At 42.1% G+C, this 26,277-nt stretch carries 30 protein-coding genes; 26 read left to right on the top strand and 4 right to left on the bottom strand.

The window, feature by feature from the left end; translation table 11 throughout:
* The first annotated feature begins 69 nt into the window (after window positions 1-69).
* The 10 genes from Q0R37_RS01660 to Q0R37_RS01615 all read left to right on the top strand — a co-directional run bounded on the left by Q0R37_RS01660 (window position 70) and on the right by Q0R37_RS01615 (window position 9,372).
* Entirely contained in the window at window positions 70-1,404 is a 1,335-nt protein-coding gene (locus Q0R37_RS01660) for a glucose-6-phosphate isomerase (RefSeq protein WP_294750419.1), read from the top strand.
* Window positions 1,405-1,472: 68 nt separating this feature from the next.
* Entirely contained in the window at window positions 1,473-1,880 is a 408-nt protein-coding gene (locus Q0R37_RS01655) for a hypothetical protein (RefSeq protein WP_294750416.1), read from the top strand.
* A 95-nt stretch (window positions 1,881-1,975) separates the two neighbouring features.
* Window positions 1,976-2,425 carry a DUF177 domain-containing protein gene (locus Q0R37_RS01650; protein ID WP_294750414.1) on the top strand — a complete coding sequence of 150 codons (450 nt, stop codon included), beginning with the start codon at window positions 1,976-1,978 and terminating at the stop codon, window positions 2,423-2,425.
* Window positions 2,426-2,459: 34 nt separating this feature from the next.
* Window positions 2,460-2,645 (top strand): 50S ribosomal protein L32, encoded by a 186-nt coding sequence (rpmF, locus tag Q0R37_RS01645; protein ID WP_019678749.1) that lies wholly within the window; start codon window positions 2,460-2,462, stop codon window positions 2,643-2,645.
* 75 nt (window positions 2,646-2,720) lie between these two features.
* On the top strand, window positions 2,721-4,022 hold the full coding sequence (locus Q0R37_RS01640) for a DUF512 domain-containing protein (RefSeq protein ID WP_294750413.1): 1,302 nt from the start codon (window positions 2,721-2,723) through the stop codon (window positions 4,020-4,022).
* A gap of 93 nt (window positions 4,023-4,115) precedes the next feature.
* On the top strand, window positions 4,116-5,444 hold the full coding sequence (gene der, locus Q0R37_RS01635) for a ribosome biogenesis GTPase Der (protein ID WP_294750411.1): 1,329 nt from the start codon (window positions 4,116-4,118) through the stop codon (window positions 5,442-5,444).
* Window positions 5,444-6,124: a glycerol-3-phosphate 1-O-acyltransferase PlsY gene (gene plsY, locus Q0R37_RS01630; protein WP_294750409.1), complete on the top strand. Its 681-nt coding sequence runs from the start codon at window positions 5,444-5,446 to the stop codon at window positions 6,122-6,124. Before der ends, plsY begins: the two co-directional genes overlap by 1 nt.
* A 23-nt stretch (window positions 6,125-6,147) precedes the next feature.
* Entirely contained in the window at window positions 6,148-7,143 is a 996-nt protein-coding gene (locus Q0R37_RS01625) for an NAD(P)H-dependent glycerol-3-phosphate dehydrogenase (RefSeq protein WP_294750407.1), read from the top strand.
* 50 nt (window positions 7,144-7,193) lie between these two features.
* Entirely contained in the window at window positions 7,194-8,732 is a 1,539-nt protein-coding gene (locus Q0R37_RS01620; RefSeq protein ID WP_294750405.1) for an asparagine synthase-related protein, read from the top strand.
* Between the two features lie 37 nt (window positions 8,733-8,769).
* Window positions 8,770-9,372, top strand: coding sequence for an HD domain-containing protein (locus Q0R37_RS01615; RefSeq protein ID WP_366517389.1), 603 nt, complete (start codon window positions 8,770-8,772; stop codon window positions 9,370-9,372).
* Window positions 9,373-9,703: 331 nt separating this feature from the next.
* On the opposite strand, the gene Q0R37_RS01610 is transcribed toward Q0R37_RS01615, so the two are convergent.
* The 4 genes from Q0R37_RS01610 to fabG form a co-directional block, all read right to left on the bottom strand.
* A complete protein-coding gene (locus Q0R37_RS01610; protein ID WP_294750403.1) occupies window positions 9,704-10,102 on the bottom strand; it encodes a thioesterase family protein in 399 nt (132 codons plus the stop codon).
* A 12-nt stretch (window positions 10,103-10,114) separates the two neighbouring features.
* Window positions 10,115-12,031: an alkaline phosphatase family protein gene (locus Q0R37_RS01605; RefSeq protein ID WP_294750401.1), complete on the bottom strand. Its 1,917-nt coding sequence runs from the start codon at window positions 12,029-12,031 to the stop codon at window positions 10,115-10,117.
* A 183-nt stretch (window positions 12,032-12,214) separates the two neighbouring features.
* Window positions 12,215-12,802 (bottom strand): HD family hydrolase, encoded by a 588-nt coding sequence (locus Q0R37_RS01600; protein WP_294750399.1) that lies wholly within the window; start codon window positions 12,800-12,802, stop codon window positions 12,215-12,217.
* Between the two features lie 12 nt (window positions 12,803-12,814).
* A complete protein-coding gene (gene fabG / locus Q0R37_RS01595) occupies window positions 12,815-13,519 on the bottom strand; it encodes a 3-oxoacyl-ACP reductase FabG (RefSeq protein WP_294750398.1) in 705 nt (234 codons plus the stop codon).
* Between the two features lie 244 nt (window positions 13,520-13,763).
* Here fabG and Q0R37_RS01590 point away from each other — a divergent pair, with 244 nt between their 5' ends.
* From Q0R37_RS01590 to clpP, 16 genes are all read left to right on the top strand, one after another.
* Window positions 13,764-13,967, top strand: a complete 204-nt coding sequence (locus Q0R37_RS01590; protein ID WP_294750396.1) for a DUF896 domain-containing protein — start codon at window positions 13,764-13,766, stop codon at window positions 13,965-13,967.
* 4 nt (window positions 13,968-13,971) lie between these two features.
* Window positions 13,972-14,364: a cytidine deaminase gene (locus Q0R37_RS01585; protein ID WP_294750394.1), complete on the top strand. Its 393-nt coding sequence runs from the start codon at window positions 13,972-13,974 to the stop codon at window positions 14,362-14,364.
* A complete protein-coding gene (locus Q0R37_RS01580) occupies window positions 14,361-14,849 on the top strand; it encodes a GNAT family N-acetyltransferase (RefSeq protein WP_294750392.1) in 489 nt (162 codons plus the stop codon). The genes Q0R37_RS01585 and Q0R37_RS01580 overlap by 4 nt, the downstream gene beginning before the upstream one ends.
* Complete coding sequence (locus Q0R37_RS01575) at window positions 14,815-15,315, top strand: hypothetical protein (RefSeq protein ID WP_294750391.1); 501 nt, start codon at window positions 14,815-14,817, stop codon at window positions 15,313-15,315. The genes Q0R37_RS01580 and Q0R37_RS01575 overlap by 35 nt, the downstream gene beginning before the upstream one ends.
* Window positions 15,316-15,332: 17 nt before the next feature.
* Entirely contained in the window at window positions 15,333-17,171 is a 1,839-nt protein-coding gene (locus tag Q0R37_RS01570) for a TIGR03960 family B12-binding radical SAM protein (protein WP_294750389.1), read from the top strand.
* A complete protein-coding gene (locus Q0R37_RS01565; protein ID WP_294750387.1) occupies window positions 17,168-17,821 on the top strand; it encodes a TIGR03936 family radical SAM-associated protein in 654 nt (217 codons plus the stop codon). Before Q0R37_RS01570 ends, Q0R37_RS01565 begins: the two co-directional genes overlap by 4 nt.
* A 243-nt stretch (window positions 17,822-18,064) precedes the next feature.
* The gene (gene rplS / locus Q0R37_RS01560) at window positions 18,065-18,409 is read left to right on the top strand and encodes a 50S ribosomal protein L19 (RefSeq protein ID WP_294750385.1); all 345 of its coding nucleotides are present in this window, start codon (window positions 18,065-18,067) and stop codon (window positions 18,407-18,409) included.
* A gap of 117 nt (window positions 18,410-18,526) precedes the next feature.
* Window positions 18,527-19,282, top strand: coding sequence for a signal peptidase I (lepB, locus tag Q0R37_RS01555; protein WP_294750383.1), 756 nt, complete (start codon window positions 18,527-18,529; stop codon window positions 19,280-19,282).
* Between the two features lie 47 nt (window positions 19,283-19,329).
* A complete protein-coding gene (gene lepB, locus Q0R37_RS01550) occupies window positions 19,330-20,079 on the top strand; it encodes a signal peptidase I (protein ID WP_294750381.1) in 750 nt (249 codons plus the stop codon).
* A 39-nt stretch (window positions 20,080-20,118) separates the two neighbouring features.
* Window positions 20,119-21,012 (top strand): ribosome biogenesis GTPase YlqF, encoded by an 894-nt coding sequence (gene ylqF / locus Q0R37_RS01545; RefSeq protein ID WP_294750379.1) that lies wholly within the window; start codon window positions 20,119-20,121, stop codon window positions 21,010-21,012.
* Window positions 21,000-21,617, top strand: coding sequence for a ribonuclease HII (rnhB, locus tag Q0R37_RS01540; protein WP_294750378.1), 618 nt, complete (start codon window positions 21,000-21,002; stop codon window positions 21,615-21,617). The genes ylqF and rnhB overlap by 13 nt, the downstream gene beginning before the upstream one ends.
* On the top strand, window positions 21,610-21,987 hold the full coding sequence (locus tag Q0R37_RS01535) for a YraN family protein (RefSeq protein ID WP_294750376.1): 378 nt from the start codon (window positions 21,610-21,612) through the stop codon (window positions 21,985-21,987). The genes rnhB and Q0R37_RS01535 overlap by 8 nt, the downstream gene beginning before the upstream one ends.
* A gap of 11 nt (window positions 21,988-21,998) precedes the next feature.
* On the top strand, window positions 21,999-23,492 hold the full coding sequence (thrC, locus tag Q0R37_RS01530; RefSeq protein ID WP_294750374.1) for a threonine synthase: 1,494 nt from the start codon (window positions 21,999-22,001) through the stop codon (window positions 23,490-23,492).
* A 3-nt stretch (window positions 23,493-23,495) separates the two neighbouring features.
* Window positions 23,496-24,188 carry a metallophosphoesterase gene (locus tag Q0R37_RS01525; protein ID WP_294750372.1) on the top strand — a complete coding sequence of 231 codons (693 nt, stop codon included), beginning with the start codon at window positions 23,496-23,498 and terminating at the stop codon, window positions 24,186-24,188.
* Between the two features lie 101 nt (window positions 24,189-24,289).
* The gene (gene tig, locus Q0R37_RS01520; protein ID WP_294750370.1) at window positions 24,290-25,597 is read left to right on the top strand and encodes a trigger factor; all 1,308 of its coding nucleotides are present in this window, start codon (window positions 24,290-24,292) and stop codon (window positions 25,595-25,597) included.
* 88 nt (window positions 25,598-25,685) lie between these two features.
* Window positions 25,686-26,276, top strand: coding sequence for an ATP-dependent Clp endopeptidase proteolytic subunit ClpP (clpP, locus tag Q0R37_RS01515; protein ID WP_294750369.1), 591 nt, complete (start codon window positions 25,686-25,688; stop codon window positions 26,274-26,276).
* Window position 26,277 lies beyond the last annotated feature (1 nt).

Genomic DNA, 26,277 nt, shown 5'->3' with positions numbered 1-26,277 from the left:
AAAATATAGTATCATAAAGATGGTAAATTATATTGTATGGCTTATCATACATATTGGAGGTAAATTCTAATGTCTTTGAAACTCAACACCAAATATTTGAAGGACTTTGTTAATGCCGATGAACTGACCGGTATCAAGGCTCAGGTCGAAGCTGCTGCTAAGTCTCTTCAGGAAAAATCTGGTCTTGGCAATGATTTTTTAGGCTGGGTAGATCTTCCTACAGCCTATGATAAGGAGGAATTTGCTCGTATCAAGGCTGCGGCTGAGAGAATAAAGGCAAATTCGGATATTCTTATCGTTATCGGTATCGGTGGTTCATATCTTGGCGCAAGAGCTGCGATCGAGCTTCTCAAATCGCCTCTTTATAACAATATAAAGAAGGATACACCCGATATCTACTATGTAGGAAACAGCATCAACCCTGCTTATCTTAATGAGATCATTGCTCTTTGTGAGGGCAAGGACTTTTCGGTAAATGTTATATCAAAATCAGGCACTACTACAGAGCCTGCACTTGCTTTCAGGATCTTCAAGAAAATGGTTGAGGATAAGTACGGCAAGGAAGAAGCAAAGAACCGTATTTTTGCAACTACTGACAAGGCAAGAGGAACTCTCAAGAATCTTTCCGACGCAGAGGGCTACGAAACATTTGTTATCCCAGATGATGTAGGCGGACGTTTCTCTGTTCTTACAGCTGTGGGACTTCTTCCTATTGCGGTCGCAGGCTGCGATATAGATGCTCTTATGAAGGGCGCTGCAAAGGCACAGGCTGATTTCTGTGCAGACTTTGATAATAATGACTGCTATAAGTATGCTGCTCTCAGAAACATACTTTACAGAAAGGGCAAGTCTGTTGAGATGCTCGTTTCATACGATCCGAGCTTTGTAATGATGTCTGAGTGGTACAAGCAGCTCTTCGGTGAGAGTGAAGGCAAGGACAATAAGGGAATATTCCCGTCAGCTGCTGTTTTCTCTACAGATCTTCATTCAATGGGTCAGTACATCCAGGACGGTGCAAGAATACTCTTCGAGACAGTCGTTGACATCAAGAAGCCCAAGACAGACCTCTTCCTGGAGCCTGATGCTGAGAACCTTGACGGACTTAACTTCCTGACAAATCAGAATATGTCCGTTGTTAACAGAAAGGCTTTCGAGGGAACAGTTCTTGCTCATACAGAGGGCGGAGTTCCGAATATCATTCTTGAGCTTGATGATACCACTGAGGAAAGTGTCGGCTATATGATCTACTTCTTTGAGAAAGCCTGTGCTATTTCAGGCTATGTTCTCGGAGTAAATCCGTTCAATCAGCCCGGTGTTGAGAGCTATAAGTCAAATATGTTCGCACTTCTCGGTAAGCCGGGATATGAGGGCGCTAAAGCTGCTCTTGAAGCTAAACTCGGCTGATAGTCCGTTTAGTTTTTAAACAAAATATAATACGTCACAAATGCCGAAAGGCACGGAAGGAGTAAATTATGATTAAGCTTATTACAGGAAAAAAAGGTACAGGAAAAACCAAGATACTCATCGATAAGATCAACGAGGCAGTAAAATCAACCAATGGTGATCTTGTATGTATCGAAAAAGGTGACAATATCAGACGTTCTATCAGCTTCAGAGTAAGATGGTGCGATACAGAGCGCTTTTCCATCGAGGGCGTTGATGCTTTCTACGGCTTTGTAGCAGGTATGCTCGCAGGAAACTATGATATCAAGGACGTTTTCGTTGACGGTATCCTTAAGATAGTTGGCCGTGACTACGAAGCTCTTGGCACACTTTTCGAGAAGCTTGACAAGCTTACAGGCGAGGAAGCTACAATAGTATTTACAGTTTCAGCTGACGATTCCGAGCTTCCCGAGAGCGTTAAGCAGTTTATCAAGTAATTTTTCAACGGAAAAATAAAATTTTACATTGAGCTATTGACAGATTATAGCGTTTGGTGTATAATATATTTTATAGTGCTCTGAAGGATTATGATATGAAGATCAATTTAAAACAGATATTCAGTATTGTCGGTGAGAAAAAAGATTTTTCTTATGAGATCCCTGCCGAGGAGTTCAGTGATGTAAAAGGCTATTCCTTTGATTCGGCTGTTGAGCTCAGCGGTAAGCTCCATAACAGGGCAGGTGTTGTCTATCTTGATTACTCTGTCGTGTTCAGGCTTCTTCTTAACTGTGACAGATGCCTGAAGGAGTTCACAAGGGAGTATGACCTTTCGTTCGACCATATTGTTGTTCCTTATGTCAGCAATGATGATAACGATGATTATATAGTTGCAGACGGTGAGAGCATTGATCTGAATGAAATTGCACTGAATGATATACTTCTCAGCCTTCCGACAAAGATACTCTGCAGGGATGACTGTAGGGGAATGTGTGCGGTATGCGGCTGCGATCTTAATGAAAAACAGTGCGATCATCTAAATTAATCTGAGCTGTGAAGCTCTGTAAGGAGGTGCCAGAATGGCTGTACCGAAGAGAAAAACTTCCAAGGCAAGACGTGATAAGAGACGTTCAGCAGTATGGAAGCTTGAAGCACCCGCAATGTCAAAGTGTGACAACTGCGGCGCATATAAGGCTCCGCATAAGGTTTGCAAAAACTGCGGATTCTATAAGGGCGTTGAGGTCCTTAAGATCGACGCTGAATAATTGGCTTGATCCGATAAAAGAGAAGGAGAGGAGGAATGAACCTTCTCTCCTTTTTAAGTTTTTTGGAGAAGATATATGGTTAAGATCAACGGCATTATGCATGGCTCTCCTGCTGAAAGAGCGGGAGTAAAAAACGGCGATACTCTCGTTAAAATAAATGGTCATGACATAAAGGATGTCCTTGACTATATGTATTATGCTGCCGATACGGATATTGCTCTCGAGCTTGAACGTGATGACGCTCCTTTGGTTATTGAGATAAAAAAGGATGAATACGATGACCTCGGGCTTGAATTCGAGACTTTTCTTATGGATCAGAAGCAGTCATGCAGCAATAAATGCGTTTTCTGCTTTATTGATCAGATGCCGCCCGGTATGAGAGAAACGCTGTATTTCAAAGATGATGATGCAAGATTATCTTTTTTACAGGGGAATTATGTAACTCTTACCAATATGAAACAGGAAGATATCGACCGTATTATCGAAATGAAGCTCAATATCAATGTTTCTGTGCATACGACAAATCCCGAGCTCAGAGTCAAAATGATGCATAACCGTTTTGCGGGCGAAAAGCTTAAATTTATCAGACAGCTTGCCGAAAACGGCATAAAGCTCAATTGTCAGATAGTTTGCTGTCCGGGGCTCAATGACGGAGACGAGCTGAGGAGGTCTCTCAGAGATCTTGGTGAGCTTATGCCAAATATCACAAGTATGGCGGTTGTGCCTGTTGGAGTCACCAAATTCCGTCAGGGACTTTACCCCCTTGAAAGCTTTGATAAAAAAGGTGCAGGGGAGACTATTGATATAATTGAAGAATTTCAGCAGAAATTCCTCAAAAAATTCGGGACAAGAACTGTTTTTCCATCGGACGAGTTCTATCTCATAGCGGAAAGAGAGCTTCCGCCAATGGAAGCCTATGAGGATTTTTCACAGTATGAAAACGGAGTCGGAATGCTTCGTTCGCTTATTGACGAATTTGAAAAAGCACTTGATATGGCTGAATGGGAAGGCGAAGAGCGCCATGTATCCATTGCTACAGGTTATTCTGCTCACGGAACTATAAATATGCTGGCAAAAATGGCTGAGGACAGGTTCCCTTTGCTGAAGTGCGATGTATACAGGATAAGAAACGATTTTTTCGGAGAAACTATCACTGTTACGGGGCTGATAACGGCTCAGGACCTTATAGCGCAGCTTAAAGGCAATGATCTCGGAGATAATCTGCTGCTATCACAGGCTATGATAAGGCGCGATTCTGACGTTTTCCTTGACGATCTAACTATAGAGGACGTTGAGAAAGCTCTCAACGTGGAAATAAGAACGACGCCAAGTGACGGATATGAGCTCCTTGATGCAATAATGGGGATCTCATACTGAAAAGATCGGATTATAATATTGACCTTGAAAATAAGAAACAATATGTTTTTTTTATAGATATTTCTATTTTATCGGAAGAAAGGAGATGCGGAAATGGCTTTACCGATAGTTGCTGTTATCGGACGTCCGAATGTTGGTAAATCAACGCTTTTTAACAAGCTTATCGGACAGCGGCTCTCAATTGTTGAAGACACTCCCGGTGTTACAAGAGACCGTATTTACTCAAAATGCGAGTGGCGCGGCAAGGAGTTCATGGTAGTTGATACAGGAGGTATCGAGCCTGACAGTAACGATGTTATACTTGCACAGATGAGGAGACAGTCCGAGCTTGCTATTGAAAAAGCAGACGTTATCGTTTTTGTTACAGATATACGCTGCGGTGTTACGGCTGATGATTATGCAGTTGCACAGATGCTTCTGAAAAGTGGAAAACCTGTTGTACTTGCAGTAAATAAGGTAGATAATCTCGGAGATCCGCCCTTGGAATTATATGAGTTCTATAATCTCGGACTGGGCGATCCGTATCCCATATCGTCTGTACACGGTCACGGTACGGGAGATATGCTGGACAAGGTCTATGAAAGCCTTCCTGACAGTGAAGATACCGAATATGACGAGGATCACATAAAAGTTGCTGTCATAGGAAAGCCGAATGCGGGAAAATCCTCTCTTATCAATAAAATAGCAGGAGAGGAGCGCGTTATTGTTTCCGATATCGCAGGAACTACCCGTGATTCAACGGATACGGTCATCGAAAACGAATACGGTAAATTCGTTTTTATTGATACGGCAGGTATACGAAAGAAATCAAAGGTGACCGAAAAGGTCGAGCATTTCAGCGTTCTCAGGGCTTATATGGCGGTTGACCGAGCTGATGTGTGTGTTATAATGCTTGACGCAACAGAAGGATTTACCGAACAGGATTCAAAGGTTGCAGGATATGCTCATGAACAGGGAAAAGCCTGTGTTGTAGCTGTAAATAAGTGGGATCTTGTTGAGAAAGACGATAAGACCATGCAGGAATTCAGAACAAAGCTCGAAAACGATTTCAGTTTTATGTCATATGTCCCTTTTGTTTTTATTTCCGCAAAGACAGGACAGCGTATCAACAAGCTTTATGAACTTATCAAATATACCTTTGAGCAGAACAGTATGAGGATCTCAACAGGTATGCTGAACGATGTTCTTGCATATGCGACTACAAGAGTCCAGCCGCCGTCGGATAAGGGAAGGAGGCTGAAGATATACTATATGACTCAGCCGTCCACAAAGCCTCCGACATTTGTTACGTTTGTCAACAGAGCTGATCTGTTCCATTTTTCATACAGAAGATATATTGAAAACCAAATACGCTCTACATTCGGACTTGAAGGAACTCCTGTTCGTTTCATAGTTCGTGAAAGAGGAGGGAATGATAAATAATGAAGGTGTTTTTTGCAATACTTATCAGTGCGGGTCTCGGTTATTTTCTCGGAAGTCTTAATTTCTCCATAATTGTTGTCAGAATGATGACAGGAAGAGATATTCGTGACATGGGCAGCAAAAACGCGGGACTTACCAATACATTCAGATGTGCAGGCAAAAACTGTGCCCTGCTTACCCTCATCGGAGACCTTTTGAAAGGCATTATAGCCGTTGTGCTTGCAAGATTTTTCTGTCATCTTTTACAGGCAGGGCTTATGCCGGGAAATGATACCCATTACATAGGATACATAGCTGGCTTTTTTGCGATAATTGGTCATATTTTCCCGATATATTACGGATTTAAGGGCGGAAAGGGCGTTCTTGTCGGCGCTGCTTCATTTATTGCTATAGATTACAAAGTATTCATTGCACTTCTTGCGATATTTGTTGTCATGCTTGCAATTTCAAAGTATGTTTCACTTTCGTCCATTATTTCAACTGCATACTGTCCTCTTGCGACTCTGCTCATGTCGCTTGTAGTTGACGAATATACTGTTGGCAGGAGTTTTCTGTATATGCTGCTGTCGATACCAATGGCAGCGATAGTTATCTGGATGCATCGCTCAAATATTCAGAGGCTTATCGACGGGAATGAGAATAAATTCTCATTCCATCACATAGAAATAAGCAGAGACTGATATATTGAGAGGAGTTTATCGGTATGGCAAATATAGTTATACTTGGTTCGGGCGGATTTGGTCTCAGTCTTGCAATAATGGCTGAACACTGTGGTAAGCATAAGGTAACAGTATGGTCTAAGTTTCAGTCTGAGATAGATGATATCCGCTCGCACGGAGAACACGTTCAGAAGCTTCCCGGAGTTCCTGTATCGGAGAGTATTGCTATGACAAGCGATATTTCATGCGTAAAAGGCTGCGATATGCTGCTTTTCGGTATCCCTTCATCATTTGTCAGGGATGTTGCGAAAGCGGCAGCTCCGTATGTTGACGATAAAATGGTAGTTGTAAATACAGGAAAGGGCCTTGAAGAGGGAAGCCTTAAAACTCTCAGTGAAGTGATATGTGAAGAGATAAAAACTGACAAAATGGTCGTGCTTTCAGGTCCTTCTCACGCGGAAGAGGTGGCAAGATGTGTTCCGACTACGATAGTTGCAGCTTCTCATAACCATGAGGCTGCCGAGTATGTTCAGCGTGAATTCGGCAACGAATATCTCAGGATATATCTTAATGATGACGTTAAAGGCTGCGAAATAGGCGGTGCTTTGAAGAATATCATCGCTCTTTGCGTGGGAATATGCGACGGACTCGGCTACGGCGATAACACAAAGGCTGCTTTAATGACGAGAGGTATCCATGAGATAGCTCGTCTTGGCAAGGCCTGCGGAGCTGATGCAGCAACATTCAGCGGACTTACGGGCATCGGCGATCTGATAGTTACCTGTACAAGTATGCACAGCCGCAACAGACGTGCAGGTATCCTTATTGGACAGGGCGTGTCACCCGAGGAAGCTGTCGAGCGTGTGGGCACCGTAGAAGGATATTTCTGCTGTAAGGCGGCTTGTTCACTGGCAAAGAAAATGAATGTGTCAATGCCTATCACAGAACAGCTTAACGAGGTGCTGTTCAACGGAGGCGATGTGAGACTTGCTCTCGGTGCACTAATGAAACGCCCCCTTAACTCGGAAGAAATATTATAATATAATGCGAACTCAATAACCGATATACACTAATCAAGAGGTGAAATTAATTGATCAATATCTGCGATTACAGAGGACATATACGCAATTGGCATGAACTTTGCAGTGAACTCAGCATAGATTCCTGTCTTTCACGCGAAGAAAGAGAAAATGAAATTATCATCGGGGCATATAAAAAATGGGGGAGGGAAATGGCAGACCATATTTACGGAATGTTTGCATTTGCCCTTTTCGATACCGATGAAAATAAGTATTTCTGCCTCAGAGACCATTTCGGAACAAAACCGTTTTATTATTACATTACAAAGGATAACAGGCTTCTGTGCGGAACAAACATAAGCAGGATCATCGGTCAGGAAGGTTTTGCCAAGGAGCTCAATGTTGATATGCTCCAGATATATATGACTCTGACTTATGTTGCGGGAGAAGACACATTCTTTAAGGGCGTTAAAAAGCTCATGCCCGGTCACTGGCTTGAATTCAGGGACGGCGTATTGAACATCGGACGCTACTGGACACCCACATTCAAGCCTGATGATTCAAAATCACTTGATGAATGGGCTGACGAGATACATGAAACATTAAAGAGTATTTTCCCCGAAGTGAAGGATGACAATGAGGTTGCCGAGTCCTTCTTGTCGGGAGGAGTTGATTCTTCGTACGTTCTTGCGATGTCCGATGCTAAAAGAGCAGATTCATGCGGATATGACGAAGAAAGGTTTGATGAATCACGAATCGCCTCAAAGACTGCGGAGCTTCTTAATGTCGAGCACAGTGTGGCAAATATACAGCCAAAGGATTTCTTTGATATAGTTCCGTTCGTAATGTATAATATGGAGCAGCCTCTCGGAGATGCTTCCGCGATCGTATTTACACTGGGCTGCAAGGCGACTGCCGAGCATACAAAACTTTGTTATTCGGGCGAGGGCGCCGACGAATTCTTCGGCGGATACAATATGTACCGCAATGCCGAGCGCTACGGCGAAAATCTCAAGACTTTCTATGTCGGAAACACCAATATAATGAAAGAGGACGAAAAGCTGAGGATACTTAAGCATTACGATCCGAATGTGCTCCCGATAAATCTTGTTAAATATATTTATGACGAAACCGAAGGCTTAGACCCGCTTACGAAGATGTCAGATGTAGATATCCAGATCTGGCTTGAAGGAGATATTTACCTCAATGTCGATAAAATGAGCACAGCCTGCGGCCTTGAGATAAGAATGCCCCTTACAGACCGCAGGATATTTGATATAGCTTCACGTATGCCGTCAAAGTACAAGGTAAACGATGAGACGAACAAGGTAGCATTCAGAACAGCAGCTGCTAAGGTACTTCCCGATGAGATAGCATTCAGAAAGAAGCTCGGGTTTATTGTTCCAATAAGGATATGGCTCGCTGATGAACGCTATAACGCTGATGTACGTAATAAATTCAGAAGTGACATGGCAGCTCAGTTCTTTGATCTTGACGAGATAAATGCCATATTCGACGATTATGTGGGCGGAAACTCAGATAACTGGCGCAAGGTATGGACTATATATACTTTCCTTGTATGGTATGAGGAATACTTTGTAAAACGATAAAACGAAAAAGCACCCTTGATATATTATCAGGGGTGCTATGATATTTATTGAGAAAAACAGCGAGGAATACACTATGAACGCAAGAGAATACCTTGAAATTTTACACGTTGCAGAAAGACTGAAGGATACACCGAGACACTGCACAACTTCCAAAGGAAGAACGGAAAGTGTTGCAGAACACAGCTGGCGTGTATCATTGATGGCTTTTTTGTTAAAGCATGAATTTACGGATATAGATATGAGCAAAGTAATTGAAATGTGCCTGATACATGATCTCGGAGAATGCTTTACAGGTGATATCCCAACATTTGATAAAACTGATTCAGACAGGGCTGAGGAGGAGGTTTTACTGAAAAAATGGGTAGATAAACTCCCGTCTGAGGTATCTGAGGAGCTTTCAATGCTTTTCAGTGAGATGGATAAGAAAGAGACAAAGGAAGCAAAGCTTTATAACGCACTTGACAAGCTTGAAGCTCTGATACAGCATAATGAATCGCCGCTGGACACATGGTCGGAAAACGAAAAGGAGCTTAATAAGACATATGCTTTTGATAAAGTGTTTTTTTCGGAATGGCTTACCGGTCTCAGACGTGAAATACTTGATGATACGCTGGAAAAGCTCGGAGAAATGACTGTATGATACTGATTTAAAAGACCAATCATGTAAAAAGTGAAGTATAAGATAAAGAGCGTTAATATCAAAAATCTGCCTTTTCTTCCAGTATTTTTGCATTGAAAGCACAGCAGAAATCTGCTATAATAACCTTATCCTACATAAGAGGAAGGGGGCAATGCTTCATGTGCTGCAATAACTGGTTTCAGTCGCTTTGCGAGCTTCTGAGAAGCATCTGCGGCGGTTGCTGCTGATGCCGGATTGGCAGGGATATTTTGATATCAAAAAGCACCGTTGAGATTTATACCAACGGTGCTTTCCCATTTGTTCGCATTAGCGAGCATAATATGCTTTTTTATTACTTTAACTTTAATTTTGAATTGGCTTTGGAGATAAATTTTTCTCCGTAAACTATAAAGCGTTTATGTATGCCCTCACCGATATCTCTGGCTTCGTCATATGCTTTAACCGAAAAGACAAGCTCTCTGCCGTTTACTTCCGTAAGCTCGGCTTCCGCACATACCTTCATTTTGTTCGGGGTAGCTGAGATATGCTTTACATTTATTTCTGTTCCGACAGAAGTCTCGTCGTTTTCAAGGTATTCGGATATGCAGCTGCAGGCAGCTTTTTCCATCAGCGTGATCATATCCGGTGTGGAGAATACTTCAAGTCCGCCGCTTCCAACATTTACAGCAAGGTTTTTGTCGCTGACGGTAAGCTCTGATGTGCCTGTTATACCTAATTCAAGTTCTTTCATACCATGTGCTCCTTAATCCTGAGTCGTGATCTCATCATCCGGGATCGGAGATGGAGAATATTCTTCCATAACAACTCTGTCAATAGTAAGAATGTCAAGTTCATCGTCTCTTGGCGTAGAACTGTTGTATTCATCCGAATAAACAGGAAGTTTATCCATAAAGCCGTTCATTTTTTCAATAAAAGCATCTCTCGGAGCATCTATGATATTGAATATCACATAAGGTATATAGAAGAAAGAGATCTCGTGATCGGGGATACACGAAAAGTCGGCATTGTAATTGCTCCAGAAGAAGTACTTCTGCTTATAAAGGTCCTTGCAGTTTTCGCCGTTGAGACCAAGCTGATTATAAACGCTCGTTTCTCCGCGGAGCGATGGGAAATGATCTCCTACAAAGAAAACGAGTACAGGTTCATTGATAGTTTTCAGTTCCTTGAGGAATACGTCAAGGCCATCGTATGAATGGCTTATCCATGTCAGATAATTTGTGAATTCATCTTCGGGATCTTCACCTTGATTATACGGCTGATGGTTCTGCATAGTCGTTGTGTGAAGATATATCGGCTGATCGGATATTTTTATCTCTTTGATTATCTGGTCAAAAACGGTCGCGTCGTCCACATATGTTCCGAAATGCTTAACAGGTACGGTAAAATCCGTAGTATGTTCATAATCATCGTGATATATCATTTTTTTGAATCCGAAATGACCGTAGATCTTTGATCTGCTGTAGAAATTGTTCTGGAACGGGTGAACATAGATAGTATTGTATCCCCAGCTTTTATAATACTGAGCAAGAGCGGGCTGTTCACGGTCTGCAAGCTCACGCTGAGGCATATTCGGAGTGTTTATACCTCTGACAGGCAGACCGAATAGAAGCTCAAACTCTGAGCGGACTGTCCAGCTTGCATATGTAGGGGTAATAGCAATGCCGCCTTTACCCTCCGCAACGGCTTTGTCGAATTTTTTATAGTATTTTTTATCTATGTTTAATTCGTCAAATACTCGGAAATCAGCATTTGATTCGCTCATTATCACAATAACGTTCGGTTTTTTGCCGCCGTTGAAATCCTCCTGATCGTCAACAGCTACATTCATTATTTCATCGATATAGGCTTCACTGTAATCTCTGGGAACGATGAGACGGTTTGAATAGCTTTCCGTTGCGGTCTGTATAAGGAAGGCAATAAAGCGATTGTGTACAAATTTTTCGTTCAGTATAAATGAGTTCGTTGCGCTTTTCGTGTCTACAGCAAAGATCTTGTAAACAGGCTTATAAAAGGAAGGGAGAACGATCAGCGCTGCTATAGATATGACGGATGCACAGGCAAAAGCAACGCGTTTCATAGGTGCCGATTTCAGCTTCGGATTGAAATATACCGAGAGCAGGATAAATGCGATAACAATGATGTAATAGATTATAAGTCGCGGCGTGATTTTAATATATGCAAATGAGGTAAGGCTTTTTACACTTCTGAGCAGCTTCATATCCGACAATATGAGATGATTTCCGTTCGTACCGTATTTGAACAGCTCGGTCGTACTCAGAGCCATGTATATGAAGCTGTGTACCAGTATTGCTATCCAGCCTTTTTTGAATAAGGAAAGCAGAAAAGCAAATAAAACCGCAGTAATAAGAATGTCAAAGAGGATAACAGTCGGCCTTTCCGCTGCGAATTTAAAAAAAGATGAAAAGTATTTCCCCTGATTGACCTCTGCCATGAAGCATATGAAAACAGGGAAAATAAAAAGAAGAAAGGTATTGAATTTCGGATACTTGGATGTATTTTCATTTCTTTTCTCGTTTAACTGCTTGATCCTTTTGAAATGAACTTTTTTGACTTTTTCTTCTGCATTTGTTGCTTCTTTAATTGAATTAACGTCGGGCATAACAGCCTTTTCAGCACTGATTGCTGACCTTTTTTTCATCAATGATCATCCTTCGCTCAAAGAATTATTATAGGTATTCTTATTATTAATTACATTATAAATATATCATAATAAATCCTGAAATTCAAGTTATGGATAAAATTATCATCGTTTATTCACGAAATTCAGCGGTTTAGTAATAGTATACTGTAATAAGACATTAAATTTGTGCATTATGCAGTTTTATGTTTTCAGCCATCCTTTTTGAGCAGCATCGTCGATCAGCGATAATATAAGCTCGGCTATCTCGTCAGACTGTGAAAAATACTCCTTATTCCTGTTTATGACCTGTTCCTTGTAAATACCATGCTCTTTCCATGATATGCCCTTTTTGGTATAGTTCAGCATAAGCGGCTGAAGTCTGTCAAGTACAGCGGCAAATCTCGCTTCATTTGACTTACTGTCCTCGAATTCACGCCAAAGCATATAATATTCATCACGCTGATCCTCGGGAAGCAGTCCGAAAATACGCTGTGCAGCTGTTTCCTCGCGTTCTGCTTTGGTTGAGTTGCCTTTTTCGTCGTAGCAGTAGGTGTCTCCTGCATCAATTTCAACAATGTCGTGTATAAGTACCATTTTCATGACTTTAAGGACATCTATCGTATGATTTGAGTATTCGGACAGCATAAAAGCCATTATGGCAAGATGCCAGCTGTGTTCTGCGTCGTTTTCTTTTCTGTCATCGTTAAGAACATAGGTCTGCCTGTATAAATTTTTCATTTTGTCTATCTCAAGTATAAAATATATCTGTTTTTTGAGCCTTTCTTTCATATAGCCATCTCCTTAAATAACCATTCCGCCGTTAACTGCCAGTATCTGTCCTGTTATATATTCCGATCTGTCAGATGCCATAAACGATACGGCTTCAGCTACATGATCGGGAGTCCCGAAGATACCGAGAGGGATATCTTCGCGTATCATTTCAAGCTCTTCTGCTGTAAAGCGCTTGTTCATTTCGGTCATTATAAATCCCGGAGCTATGCAGTTTACTCTTATGCCCGAAGGAGCAACTTCCTTTGCGATGGCTTTTGTAAATCCGATAAGACCTGCTTTTGAAGCCGAATAATCGACCTCGCAGGAAGCTCCGCACTGCCCCCACATGGAAGATATATTGATGATATTTCCGCTTTTTGCTTTTATCATCTCAGGCAGGAGAGCCCTTGCACAGTTCATAGCGCCTTTAAGGTTTATATTGAGTATATCGTCGGCTTTTTCGTCTGAAATAGAGGTAAACAGGTCTATCTCCGATATTCCGGCGTTATTGACGAGCAGACCGACAAAGCCTATGTCCTTTAGTGCCGAGCGAACAGATGTGCTGTCTGATACATCGAAGAATACAGCTTTTCCGCCGATCTCTGATGCGATCTTTTCAGCCCTTTCTTTAGAATGAGCATAGTTGACATATACGGTATATCCGTCATTTGCAAGCTTTTTGCAGACAGCTTCGCCTATTCCGCCACATCCGCCTGTTACAAGTGCTTTTTTCATGATTTACTCCTTAAAAGAAAAGATTTATTCTGTATTATATCATATAAGCGAAGCGTTATGATATAATCGCCGGATTGCAGGGAGCAAATCTTTGATTTGCGTATCTGCTGGGGCGTTCAGATCAAATATAATAAAAGTATTGCATTTATTATATCACATTGGGAAATAAAAATCCAGTATGATACTTGAAATTAATATGAATTCATGTTACAATAAAAATATATTTTTATTGGGAGTGTTGGATTTGGACCAGAAAAAGATCGACCGTATAAATGAACTTGCACATAAAGCCAAGGCAGAAGGTCTTACAGAAGAAGAGAAGGCTGAACAGACCGAACTCAGAAATGAATACAGACGAGCTGTTACGGGTAATCTTGCGGCTCAGCTCGAACATACCTATATTATGACGCCTGACGGCAAAAAGCGTAAAGTCGGAAAGGGAAGGTGAGCTTGTGAGCAATGAGGAACTCTTTCAGGCTGCTGTAAAGGCTGCCGAGAGATCATATTCAAAGTATTCGGGATTTTCAGTCGGAGCGGCGCTGCTTACAGCTGACAGAAAGCTTTTCACAGGCTGTAACATTGAAAATGCCTCGTTTTCACTGACGAACTGTGCCGAGAGGACCGCATTTTTTAAGGCTGTATCAGAAGGCTATACGGATTTTTCAGCTATAGCCATAGCAGGCAGCGGTACAGATGATTTTTCAAAGCCCTGTTTTCCCTGCGGAGCCTGTTTGCAGGTGATGAGTGAATTCTGCGGAAACGATATGAGGATAGTCCTTTCCGACGGCGAATATAAGCTGTCAGATTTCCTTCCGAAACGTTTTTGCGAGGAAAGCATGAAATGATAACCGTTGATGAGGTCGTATCGGGCAGGCGTGAATATATTGATCTGCTTCTTATGGGCGATGAACAGGAAGAAATGATAGAAAAATACCTTGACAGAGGCAGATTATTCGTCATGAAGAATAACAGGACGGTATGTGCTGCCTGTATTGTTACGGATGAGTCGGACGGAACTCTTGAATTGAAGAATATTGCGGTATACCCCGAATTTCAGCACCAAGGCCTCGGGAAAAGACTTATCTCATATATCGTGGAAAGATTCGGAAACGAATACAGACGATTGATACTCGGGACAGGGGACAGTCCGCTGACTGTTCCTTTTTATGAGAAATGCGGCTTTAGAAGATATGGAGTTATCAAAAACTTTTTTATTGATAATTATGATCACCCGATAATTGAAGCGGGTGTACAGTTATGTGATATGATATGTTTTGAAAAGGAGCTTTCCGCAGATGATAGATCAGATAGCGAAGGTTTTGCCCCTTAAAGGTGAAAATATAATTGCAGGAGTAATGTACAGGAGACATTTTGAATGGTACGTCGCTCCGAAAAATCTATGGAAAATGGATTATAAGAAGCTCTATATGATATGGAGATTCGCATATTCGAAGAGTGGTAAAACGGTTTCCGAGCTTGAGAACGATATCGGCAGCTATGAGCAGTTCTGCGCCAAACGGTGGGGAATAGAGGTGCTTGACAGCAATACCGTAAGCTTTTTCCTGGCTCACCTGTTCAAGTGCAGATATTCGGTGGATGAGTTGAGACTGCTTCGCATGGTATCGCGCGATGACAGAAAAACTGACTATACACCGTCGCTTTTCATTGATTTTGATAATAACATAATGTATTCTCAGTATCCGAGACCGGAGAATTTTGAGAATTTCGTCCCTGACGGCTGGACAGGGTACTACGAAAATTTTATATCTTTTATCCCCGAAGATAAAAGATATTGATATTAGTCGGAGGAAATATGCTAAAAGATCAGATAGAGAAGCACCTTCTGGAGGTCCAGAAGCCATCGCGCTATATCGGCGGAGAAGTCGGAAGTATAATAAAGGATAAGTCGAAGGTGGAACTGAGATTTGCCTTTTGCTTCCCAGATGCGTACGATATAGGCATGTCGCATCTCGGAATGAAAATACTTTATTCTCTCACAAACGAGCGTGAAAACTACTGGTGTGAACGGTGCTTCGCTCCGAGTGAGGATTTTGAAGCAATAATGCGCGAAAACAATATCCCGCTGTACGCTCTTGAGAGCCTTGATCCTATAAAGGATTTTGATTTTATCGGATTTACCATGCAGTATGAGCTTTCGTACACGAATGTGCTGAATATGCTCGATCTGGCAGGGATACCGATATTTGCAAAGGACAGGACACAGGAGCTCACACAGATCGTTATTGCAGGCGGTCCGTGTGTCTGCAATCCCGAGCCTTTGGCAGACTTTTTTGATATTTTTGTGCTCGGCGAAGGCGAGGAAGTCAATCTTGAACTCATGGATCTGTACCATGAAATGAAGAAAAACGGTGCGTCAAGAGACGATTATCTTCGCAAAGCTGCTCAGATCGAGGGAGTTTACGTTCCGAAGTTCTACAGCTTTGTTTATAAAGACGACGGTACGATAGATCATATGGAAGTTTCCGAGGGAGCTCCAGAAATTATCAGAAAGCGTATAATCAGAGATCTTGACAAAGTGTATTATCCCGAAAACTTTGTTGTTCCTTTCACGGAAATAGTACAGGACAGAGTATCTGTTGAAGTGCTCAGGGGATGTATAAGAGGCTGCCGTTTTTGTCAGGCAGGCTTTATATATCGTCCGTTTCGTGAGAAGCATACCGATACGATATGCAAAGAAGTAAAATGTCTCTGTGAAAATACGGGATATGACGAGGTCTCGCTCGCATCTCTCAGTACCAGCGACCATTCGGAGATAGATCCGATGCTTACAAAGCTCCTTGATTATACGGTCAGCGAAAGGATAAATCTTTCGCTCCCGTCCCTGAGAGTAGACAATTTTTCGGAATCTCTCCTTGAAAAGATAAAAAAGGTGCGTAAAAGCGGTCTGACATTTGCCGCAGAGGGCGGAACTCAGCGCTTACGCGACGTTATCAACAAAAATGTAAGCGAAGAGGAGATAATGAATACCTGCCGTATCGCTTTTGAAGGCGGATATTCAAGCGTAAAGCTGTATTTCATGATGGGACTGCCAACGGAAACTGATGAAGATATCGTTGGTATCGCCGAGCTTGCGAACCGCATAATAGACCTGTTTTACAGTATAGAGAATCGTCCGAAGGGAAAAGGTGTTCAGATATCCATAAGCTGTGCTACATTTGTTCCGAAGCCTTTTACGCCATTTCAGTTTGAACCGCAGGATACCCGCGAGATGATCGAACACAAGCAGGAGCTGCTCCTTGAGTCTGTAAAGACCAAGAAGATCAAGGTGAGCTATCACAATCCCGATGTCAGCCAGCTCGAAGTAATACTCGCAAAAGGTGACAGAAGGTTGTGCAAGGCGATTTACACAGCATGGAAGAAAGGCTGTAAATTCGACAGCTGGGAAGAATATTTTCATTTTGACAGGTGGTTTGAGGCTTTTCGGGAATGCGGCATAGACACAGCTTTTTATGCTAACAGGCGATTTGAATATGATGAGATACTTCCTTGGGATCACCTTGATTATCTTGTCTCAAAGGAGTTCCTGATAAGAGAGAACAAGACCGCACATCAGTCAAAGACTACGCCTAACTGCCGACTGAGATGCTCAGGCTGCGGAGTAAATAAAAAAGTCGGGAGGGAATGCTTTTGATACGTGTAAGAGCTACATTTGAGAAGTGTGGACGCGCAAAGTATATCTCACACCTTGATCTTAACCGCTGTATGCTGCGTACATTCAGGCGGTCACGCCTGCCTATATGGTACACCGAGGGCTTCAATCCCCATCCTTACTACAGTTTTGCACTTGCGCTTTCACTGGGATTTGAAAGCAGCTGTGAGATACTGGATTTCAACCTGAACGAGGATATCCCTTTTGATGAGATCAGAGACAGACTAAATGCAGTCATGCCCGAGGGAATGAGGATAGTCAAAGTTGCTGAGCAGAAACAGAAAATAACAGCTATAACCGAAGCAGAATACAGTTTTTCATTAGTATCCGATGATATTGACGGGATCTATGAGGATATTGGCAGAATGCTCGCACTGCCCGAGATACTTATTGAAAAGAAGACCAAAAAAGGTCTGAAAATGGTCGATATCAAACCCGATATCAATATAAAAAGCTGCGAAAAAGGCGATAGCTCCGTTAATGTAGTTATGAGACTCCCAGCAGGCACACAGACCAATCTGAATCCGACACTTTTTGTTGAATCTTTAAAAAAATTCAGTAATATCCGTTTTGAAGCTGAAAAAATACGACGTACAGGAATTTTTTGTGCCGATAATGAAATTTTTTCTTAAAAAAGCTTGCATTTTCTTTTAAAGTATGGTATGATATAAAAGCATTTGAAATCCGTTCGGATAATTATGTCCGAATGAGAGTTAATGCCGAAAGACATTAAATCGGATAGTCCGCTGCCTGCTGCTCGTTTTTATGAGACTGTGCGTTATTTGCACATATTTTGTTATTCCTGCATTTGCCGAATGCTGAACGGTTTCTGCGGGACAGGTAAGAATGTTCGGAAATTTTAGGAGGAAAATAAAATGGATGCACTCAAGTTAATCAGCGAATCAAGCATGAAGGAAAATGTTCCGCAGTTCAACGTAGGTGATACCGTAAAGGTTCACGTTCAGATCAAGGAAGGCGACAAGAGCCGTATCCAGGTCTTTGAGGGAACTGTAATCGCTAAGAAGCACGGCGGAATCAACGAGACTTTTACTGTAAGACGTGTAGCTCACGGCTGCGGTATCGAAAGAGTTTTCCCGCTCCACTCTCCTGTTGTTGACAAGGTAGAGGTCATTAGATGCGGTAAGGTTCGCAGAGCTAAGCTTTATTACCTCAGAGACAGAGTTGGTAAGGCTGCTAAGGTTAAGGAACAGCTCCGCTAACAGGTTGCAGACTGAGTTCAGCCGATTTATTTCGGCTGACTCATCTTCTTTCCTTGAGGGACTTAAAGTCCCTTTTTTGCTACATTTTCATAGTTAAAAAGTTTGGAGAAGCATATTATGGCCGATAACATCAAGAATGACACAGAAATAAATGAAGCAGAAGAAATAAAAGAGGCTGAGTCAGAGCTTACCGAGGATATTGATGAAGCTTTAGCAGATAATACCGATAATAATGATGAAAATGAAGACGAAATATCAGAAGCCGAGAAAAAAGAGGGCAGGATAGTCGACGATATCCTTGAAATAGTCGAATCGACACTTATAACGGTTTTTGTTGTTATTATGATATTTACATATATACTGCATCCCGTAACTGTCAGCGGCCCGTCCATGAACAATAATCTGTTCAGCGGAGACAGGATCTTTATGACTACTGTTTACGGCGGACTGCGTTACGGTGATATAATAATCATAAACAATGATTATGCATACCTTCTTGATGATGCGGGAGAAGCTGTAAAAAAGGATATTACAGGTTCTGTATATAAGGAATGCCTTATTAAGCGTATTATTGCAGAGCCGGGACAGACTATAGACATTGATCCCGAAAAGGAAGAGGTACGTATCAACGGCGAGGTCCTGGATGAGCCTTACATAAAGCAGACGATCAATTCCATGCCTTTTACGGCGTTTGATTACCCTATAACCGTGCCTGACGGCTATTATTTTGTTATGGGGGATAACAGAAGAGAGTCTGCGGACAGCAGATATCCTGATATCGGTTTGATAAAAAAGGATCAGATCTACGGAAAAGCACTAGTAAAGTATTCACCCGTAAAGGAATTTAAATTCCTTACATTTAAAGCGAAATAATTTTATTACTGAATTTTCATTGTTTATAAAGTTGGAGGCAGCATATTATGGCTGAGGAAAATAAAAATACCATCGAAGAAACGGATGAAATAAACGAAACTGCGGATACTGCTGATGAAGTTGGCACCGCAGAAGCTGTAGTATCGGCTTCTGAAGATAGTACGGATGATAACGGCGAAGCTGAAATAGCCGAAAAAAAAGAGGCGAAAATAGTCGATGATATACTTGAGATAGTTGAATCGACCCTTCTTACGGTATTTGTCGTTATTATGATATTTACGTATCTATTGCATCCTATAACCGTTGAGGGAACTTCCATGAACGATACACTCTTCAAGCAGGACAGGGTATTCATGTCAACAGTTTATTTCGGACCGCATTACGGAGATATTATTGTTATTAATAATGATGCTGCATATCTTCTTGATGAAAACGGAGAAGCAGTAAAAAAGGACATTACAGGCTCTGATTATAAGGAATGCCTTATAAAGCGCGTTATTGCGGAACCCGGTCAGACTATAGATATAGATCCTGAAAAGGAAGAGGTACTGATCGACGGCAAGGTATTGGATGAACCATACATAAAGGATACGATCAATTCACTTTCATTTACTGCTTTCGATTTCCCGATAACTATTCCTGAGGGTTATTATTTTGCTATGGGAGATAACAGAAGGGTATCGGCAGACAGCAGAAATCCCGCTATCGGACTGATAAAAAAGGATCAGATATACGGTAAAGCGATCATCAGGTATTATCCTTTGAAGGATTTCAAATTCCTGACTTTCAGGAAGTAAAGAGTAATATTAAAAATATTATATATCAGGGAGGCGGTTATGGATAATATCGACATGAAACAGATCCAGTGGTTTCCCGGACATATGGCAAAGACCCGAAGGCTTATAGCGTCAAATCTGTCGCTTGTGGACGCTGTTGTCGAGATAGTCGATGCACGTCTGCCTTTAAGCAGTCAGAATCCGGAAATGGATAAAATGACGAAGGGCAAGCCAAGAATAGTTATCCTTAATAAAAGTGACCTTGCAGACGAACGTACGACTCAGCTCTGGATAGATCATTTCAGGGCGAACGGTAAAGAGGCTGTTGCGATCGACTGCAAATCGGGAAGAGGATTAAAAAACATAATCCCGACTATACGGAAGACGATACTCAAGGAATTAATGGAAAAACGTCAGAAGAACGGTATGTCAACTTCATCTGTCAGACTGATGATAGTTGGTATCCCGAATGTGGGAAAATCGTCTCTCATAAATAAAATGGCAGGTTCAAAGCGGGCTAAGGTCGAGGACAGACCGGGTGTTACACGGACAAAACAGTGGGTAAAGCTCGATAATAATACAGAACTTCTGGATATGCCGGGAGTTTTGTGGCCTAAATTTGAAGATCAGAGCATTGCGGTAAGGCTTGCCTTTACAGGCGCTATAAGCGATGATATCCTTGATATTGAAACTTTAGCAATGAAGCTGCTGGTCTATCTTGCGGAAAACTACAGCGATTCACTCAAAGAACGCTATAAAATCGAGCTTACAGGCGAAGAAGACGGTTTTGAACTGCTTGAGGCTATAGGCAAGAAACGCGGAATGATGATAGCAGGCGGTGAAGTAAATACCGAACGCGCGGCAATAATGATACTTGACGAGTTCAGAAGCGGTAAGCTTGGAAAAATAACGCTTGAAGCTCCGCCGCGGGAGGAAAAGCTATGCCAAGAATAACCCTGCATAAAGAGCTTTTTGATTATGATTCCGAGCTGAGAAAAGAATATCCCATAATCTGCGGAGTCGATGAGGCAGGCAGAGGTCCTCTTGCGGGAGATGTTTATACAGCTGCTGTAGTCCTCGGAGATCAGGTCCTTATAGATTATTTGAACGACAGTAAAAAAATCTCGGAAAAGCGCAGAGAAATGCTTTATGATGAAATAATACTGAAAGCAGATGCGTATTGTATCGCTTCAGCAAGTGTTGAGGAGATCGACAGGCTAAATATTCTTAATGCAACTATGCTTGCAATGAAACGAGCTGTTGAGGGGCTCGGCATAAAGCCTGATATTGCGCTGATAGACGGAAACAGACTGCCCGAGCTTGAATGTGAGAGCAGATATGTCATACACGGTGATGCAGTCTCGGCTTCCATAGCAGCTGCGTCGATACTTGCAAAGGTAACACGAGACAGGTATATGTGCCGGCTGGATGAGCAGTACCCTCAGTATTGCTTCGGCAAGCACAAGGGCTACGGTACAAAGCTGCATTACGAGAAAATAGCTGAATTCGGCATTTCGGAAGTCCACCGAAGGACATTTTTGAAAAAGCTTTATGAATAAAACAGAGGTAGGACGCCTTGGCGAGGAAGCTGTCTGCAAATATCTTGCCGACCGCGGATACAGTATCGTTGAGCGAAATTATCGCATTAAAGGCGGAGAAATTGATATTATCGCCGATAACGGCGACTATATAGCTTTTGTGGAGGTCAAATCCCGTAAGCCCGACAGCATGGTCTCGGGATTTGAAGCCGTAAACAAACGTAAACGCAGTCTGATAATAAAAACAGCTGCTGATTATTGCTGCAAGCATCCAAGTATGCTCCAGCCGAGATTTGATGTTGCACAAGTCATCATATCTGGAGAAAAGGTGCTCAGCATTGATTATATTACAAATGCCTATGATACAACAGGCTACAATTTAATATTTTAAAGGGTGATAATATGTTCTATAACAGCACAAGGAACAGTAATGTCAAAGTGAGCAGTGCTGAGGCGATTACTCAGGGAATATCAGTTGACGGCGGTCTTTTCGTACCTGAGAGTATTCCGCAGCTGACACTTGATGAAATAAAGGCTATCGGTGATATGAAGTATGCCGACAGAGCAGCATATATTTTTGCTAAATATCTTACTGATTTTACAGAGGCTGAAATACATCATTGCACAGATAATGCTTACAGCACCAGTAATTTCGAGACTGAGAGCATTGCTGAGATCGCTCATCTTTTTGACGGTACATATATGCTTGAGTTATGGCATGGTCCGACCTGTGCATTCAAGGATATGGCACTTCAGATACTGCCGTATTTCCTTACAACGTCTGCAAAGAAGATAAAGCTCGATAAGAAGATAGTTATTCTTGTAGCTACTTCCGGCGATACAGGAAAGGCTGCTCTTGAGGGCTTCAAGGATGTTGAAGGAACTTCTATTCTTGTTTTTTATCCCGAGGACGGTGTAAGCCCTATGCAGAAGCGCCAGATGAAGACTCAGGAAGGTTCAAATGTGGGAGTTTGTGCTATAAAGGGCAATTTTGACGACTGTCAGAATGGCGTAAAAGCCATATTCACAAATGATGAAGTGAAAAAAGCGCTTGACGCTAACGGAATGATCTTTTCAAGCGCTAATTCTATTAACTGGGGACGTCTTGTACCGCAGGTAGTATATTATATTTCTGCATATGCCGAGCTTGTCAAGGATGGAGAGATAAAGCTTGGTGAAAAGATCAACATAGTTGTTCCGACAGGTAATTTCGGCAATATACTTGCCGCTTATTATGCAAAGCATATGGGAATACCTGTAAATAAGCTCATATGTGCTTCCAATATCAATAATGTTCTTACCGATTTTATAAATACAGGCGTTTATGACAGGAACAGAAAGTTCTATGCAACTGTTTCGCCGTCGATGGATATCCTTATCTCAAGCAATCTTGAGAGACTCCTTTACCTTATGACGGGCAGAGATGACGCGATCATCCGTGAGTGGTTCGGCAAGCTCTCCTCAGAAGGCAGGTATGAAGTAAATGATGATGTAAAAGCCAAGCTGAAAGAGGAATTTGCCGCAGGCTTCTGCGATGACGGTCAGACGAAAGCTACTATACATTCGATATATGAGAAGTATTCCTATACCTGTGATACTCACACAGCGGTAGCTGTCAAGGTGTACAAGGATTATAAGGAAACAACGGGCGATAACACAAAGACAGTCATAGCTTCGACAGCAAGTCCGTATAAGTTCAGTGCAGCTGTTCTTGAAGCCCTTGAAGGCAGGAAGTCAGATATAGACGAATACGACAAGGTCGGCAGGATCGCTGAGATTTCAAATATCCCCGTACCTTCGGCACTTGCTGATCTTAAAAATAAGCCCGAGCGTTTCGATGACGTTATAGATAAGACGGAGCAGAAGGATTACGTGCTCAGGACACTGGGCATATGATCCATGAGCTTGTTTGTACTTGCCGATCTTCACTTGTGTAAAGGCGATCCGTCGAAAACCATGAGCGTTTTCAGCGGGTGGGAAGATTATCAGGAGAGGATCGAGAAGAACTGGCTTGAAACGATAAAGGACGATGATACCGTAGTTCTTCCCGGGGATATATCATGGGGAATGTCTCTTGAAGAGGCAGCTCCCGATTTCCGTTTTATCGAAGAGCTTCCCGGACAAAAGATAATCATTAAGGGAAACCATGATTATTGGTGGACTACCATGAAAAAGATGGAAGGCTTTCTTGAAGCAGAGGGCTTAAAATCCATCAGGATACTGCATAACAATCATTACAGATACGGCGATCACGGTATATGCGGTACAAGAGGCTGGGTCAATATGCCGGGAGAAACTCAGGACGAAAAGATACTGAAAAGGGAAGTCCAGCGGCTTGAAACTTCTATCAGATCAGCTCTGGCAGAGGAACTGATACCAATAGTGTTTCTTCATTATCCGCCTATTTTTGCTTCAAATTTTAACTATGATATCCTTGAGATACTTTATCGTTATAAGATAAAAGACTGTTACTACGGACATATACATGGTCGGTCCGCACATGAGCTATGCGTAAAAAATACTTATGATGATGTGAATTTTCATCTTATATCAGGTGATTATTTACAATTTATGCCTGAGAAAGTTTTTTGAATTGTGCATTATGCAGAAGTGCGTAAAATCAGTAGAAAAATTTTCCGAAATGTGGTATAATATTCCAAGTATGTTATATAAATATTGGAGGACGTATTAAAATGAGTTTAAAATCATCAAACAAAACAGATGTGAATACTACAGAGTTAGTGATCTCTATTGACCCTGAGGCATTTGAAGCTGCTGTTGAAAAGGAATATCAGCGTCAGAAGAAAAATATCCAGATCAGAGGATTCAGAAAGGGCAAGGTCTCAAGAAAGCTTGCTGAGAAAGAATTCGGCGAGGGTGCTTTCTATGAGGGCGCTATCAACCTTCTTCTCGGACCTGAGATAGATGCAGCTGTTAAGGAGACAGGTATCGTTCTTGTTGACAGACCTAATATCGAAGTTACATCTATCGACAAGGAAAAGGGCGTAGAGCTCAAGGCTGTATGCGTTACCAAGCCTGAGATAGAGATCTCCGACTACAAGGGAATCAAAGCACCCAAGGAAGTAAAGGAGATCACTGATGAGGATATCGACAAGCAGATCGATATTATCAGAAAGAAGAATGCTCGTATCGTTTCTGTTGACGACAGGGCAGCTCAGCTCGATGATGAAGTTATCATTGACTTTGAAGGCTTCTTCGGCGACGAGCCTTTTGAGGGCGGAAAGGGCGACGATCACCCGCTTCGTCTCGGCAGCGGTCAGTTTATCCCCGGATTTGAGGATCAGATTGTTGGCCACAGCATCGGCGACGAATTCGATGTAAATGTTAAATTCCCCGATGATTATCAGATGACTGATTACGCAGGCAAGGATGCAACATTCAAGTGCAAGCTCAAGGGCATCAGCTATGAGGAGCTTCCCGAGATCAATGATGATCTTGTAAAGGATGCTACAGAATTTGAGACAGTTGCTGAATATAAGGAAGATATCAAGTCAAAGCTTGAAGAAGCAGCTGTACAGCAGGCTGAGTCAGGATTTGAGAACGCAGTTATGAATGCTCTCATTGCTAAGGTAGATTCACCTATCCCTAACTGCATGTATGAGCAGAGAATAGATGCTCTTATGAGAAACTTCGAGCAGCAGCTCCAGCAGCAGGGAATGGATATAAAGCTCTATTTCCAGTATACAGGTATGGATATGGAATCATTCAGAGAAACATACAGAGACAGAGCTGTTAATGAAGTTAAACTCAGACTTGCTCTTGAAAAGATCGCTGAGCTCGAAAACATCGAAGTAAGCGAAGAAGAGATCAATAACGGTCTTGGCGAGATCGCAGCAGCAAATAATATAGATGTTGAAACTGTTAAGCGTTTCATTCCTGTTGATGAATATACTACAGATCTCAGAGTTCAGAAGGCAGTGGATTTCGTAAAGGAAAATGCCGTCGTAGATAACACAGTTGCCGAGGAAAAGGCTGAATAAAGCTTTATTCGACAGATTGCAATAAAATAACATCATTGTCCCGCAGCTCATTGTGGGACAACTGTTTTTAAAGAAAGGGCGAAAAAATATGAGCGTACTTGTACCTTACGTCGTTGAACAGACAAGCAGAGGCGAAAGATCCTACGATATCTATTCACGTCTGCTGAATGACAGGATCATAATGCTTTCGGATCAGGTCAATGACGCAACAGCCAGCGTAGTTGTTGCACAGCTCCTGTACCTTGAAAGCCAGGATTCGGAAAAAGATATTTCATTGTATATAAACAGCCCGGGCGGTTCGGTTACCGCAGGAATGGCTATTTACGATACGATGAATTACATTAAATGTGATGTTTCTACGATATGTATCGGTATGGCTGCTTCAATGGGCGCGTTCCTTCTGTCATCAGGTGCAAAGGGAAAGCGTATCGCTCTTCCGAACAGTGAGATAATGATACATCAGCCTCTCATAGGCGGCGGTCTTGGCGGTCAGCAGACCGATATCATGATCCATGCTAAAAATCTTGAAAGAACAAGAGATCGTCTTGAAGAAATAATCGCCGCTAATACCGGAAAAAGTGTTGAAGAAATCCATTCAGCTTGTGAAAGAGATAATTACATGACAGCTCAGGAAGCTCTTGAGTTCGGACTTATTGATAAGGTAATCACAAAAAGGTAGG

Origin of the sequence: uncultured Ruminococcus sp. (assembly GCF_946415235.1) — a bacterium.
Lineage (GTDB): Bacteria > Bacillota > Clostridia > Oscillospirales > Ruminococcaceae > Ruminococcus.
The sequence above is the reverse complement of the archived record's forward strand: the minus strand, read 5'-3'. Positions and strand labels throughout refer to the sequence as shown.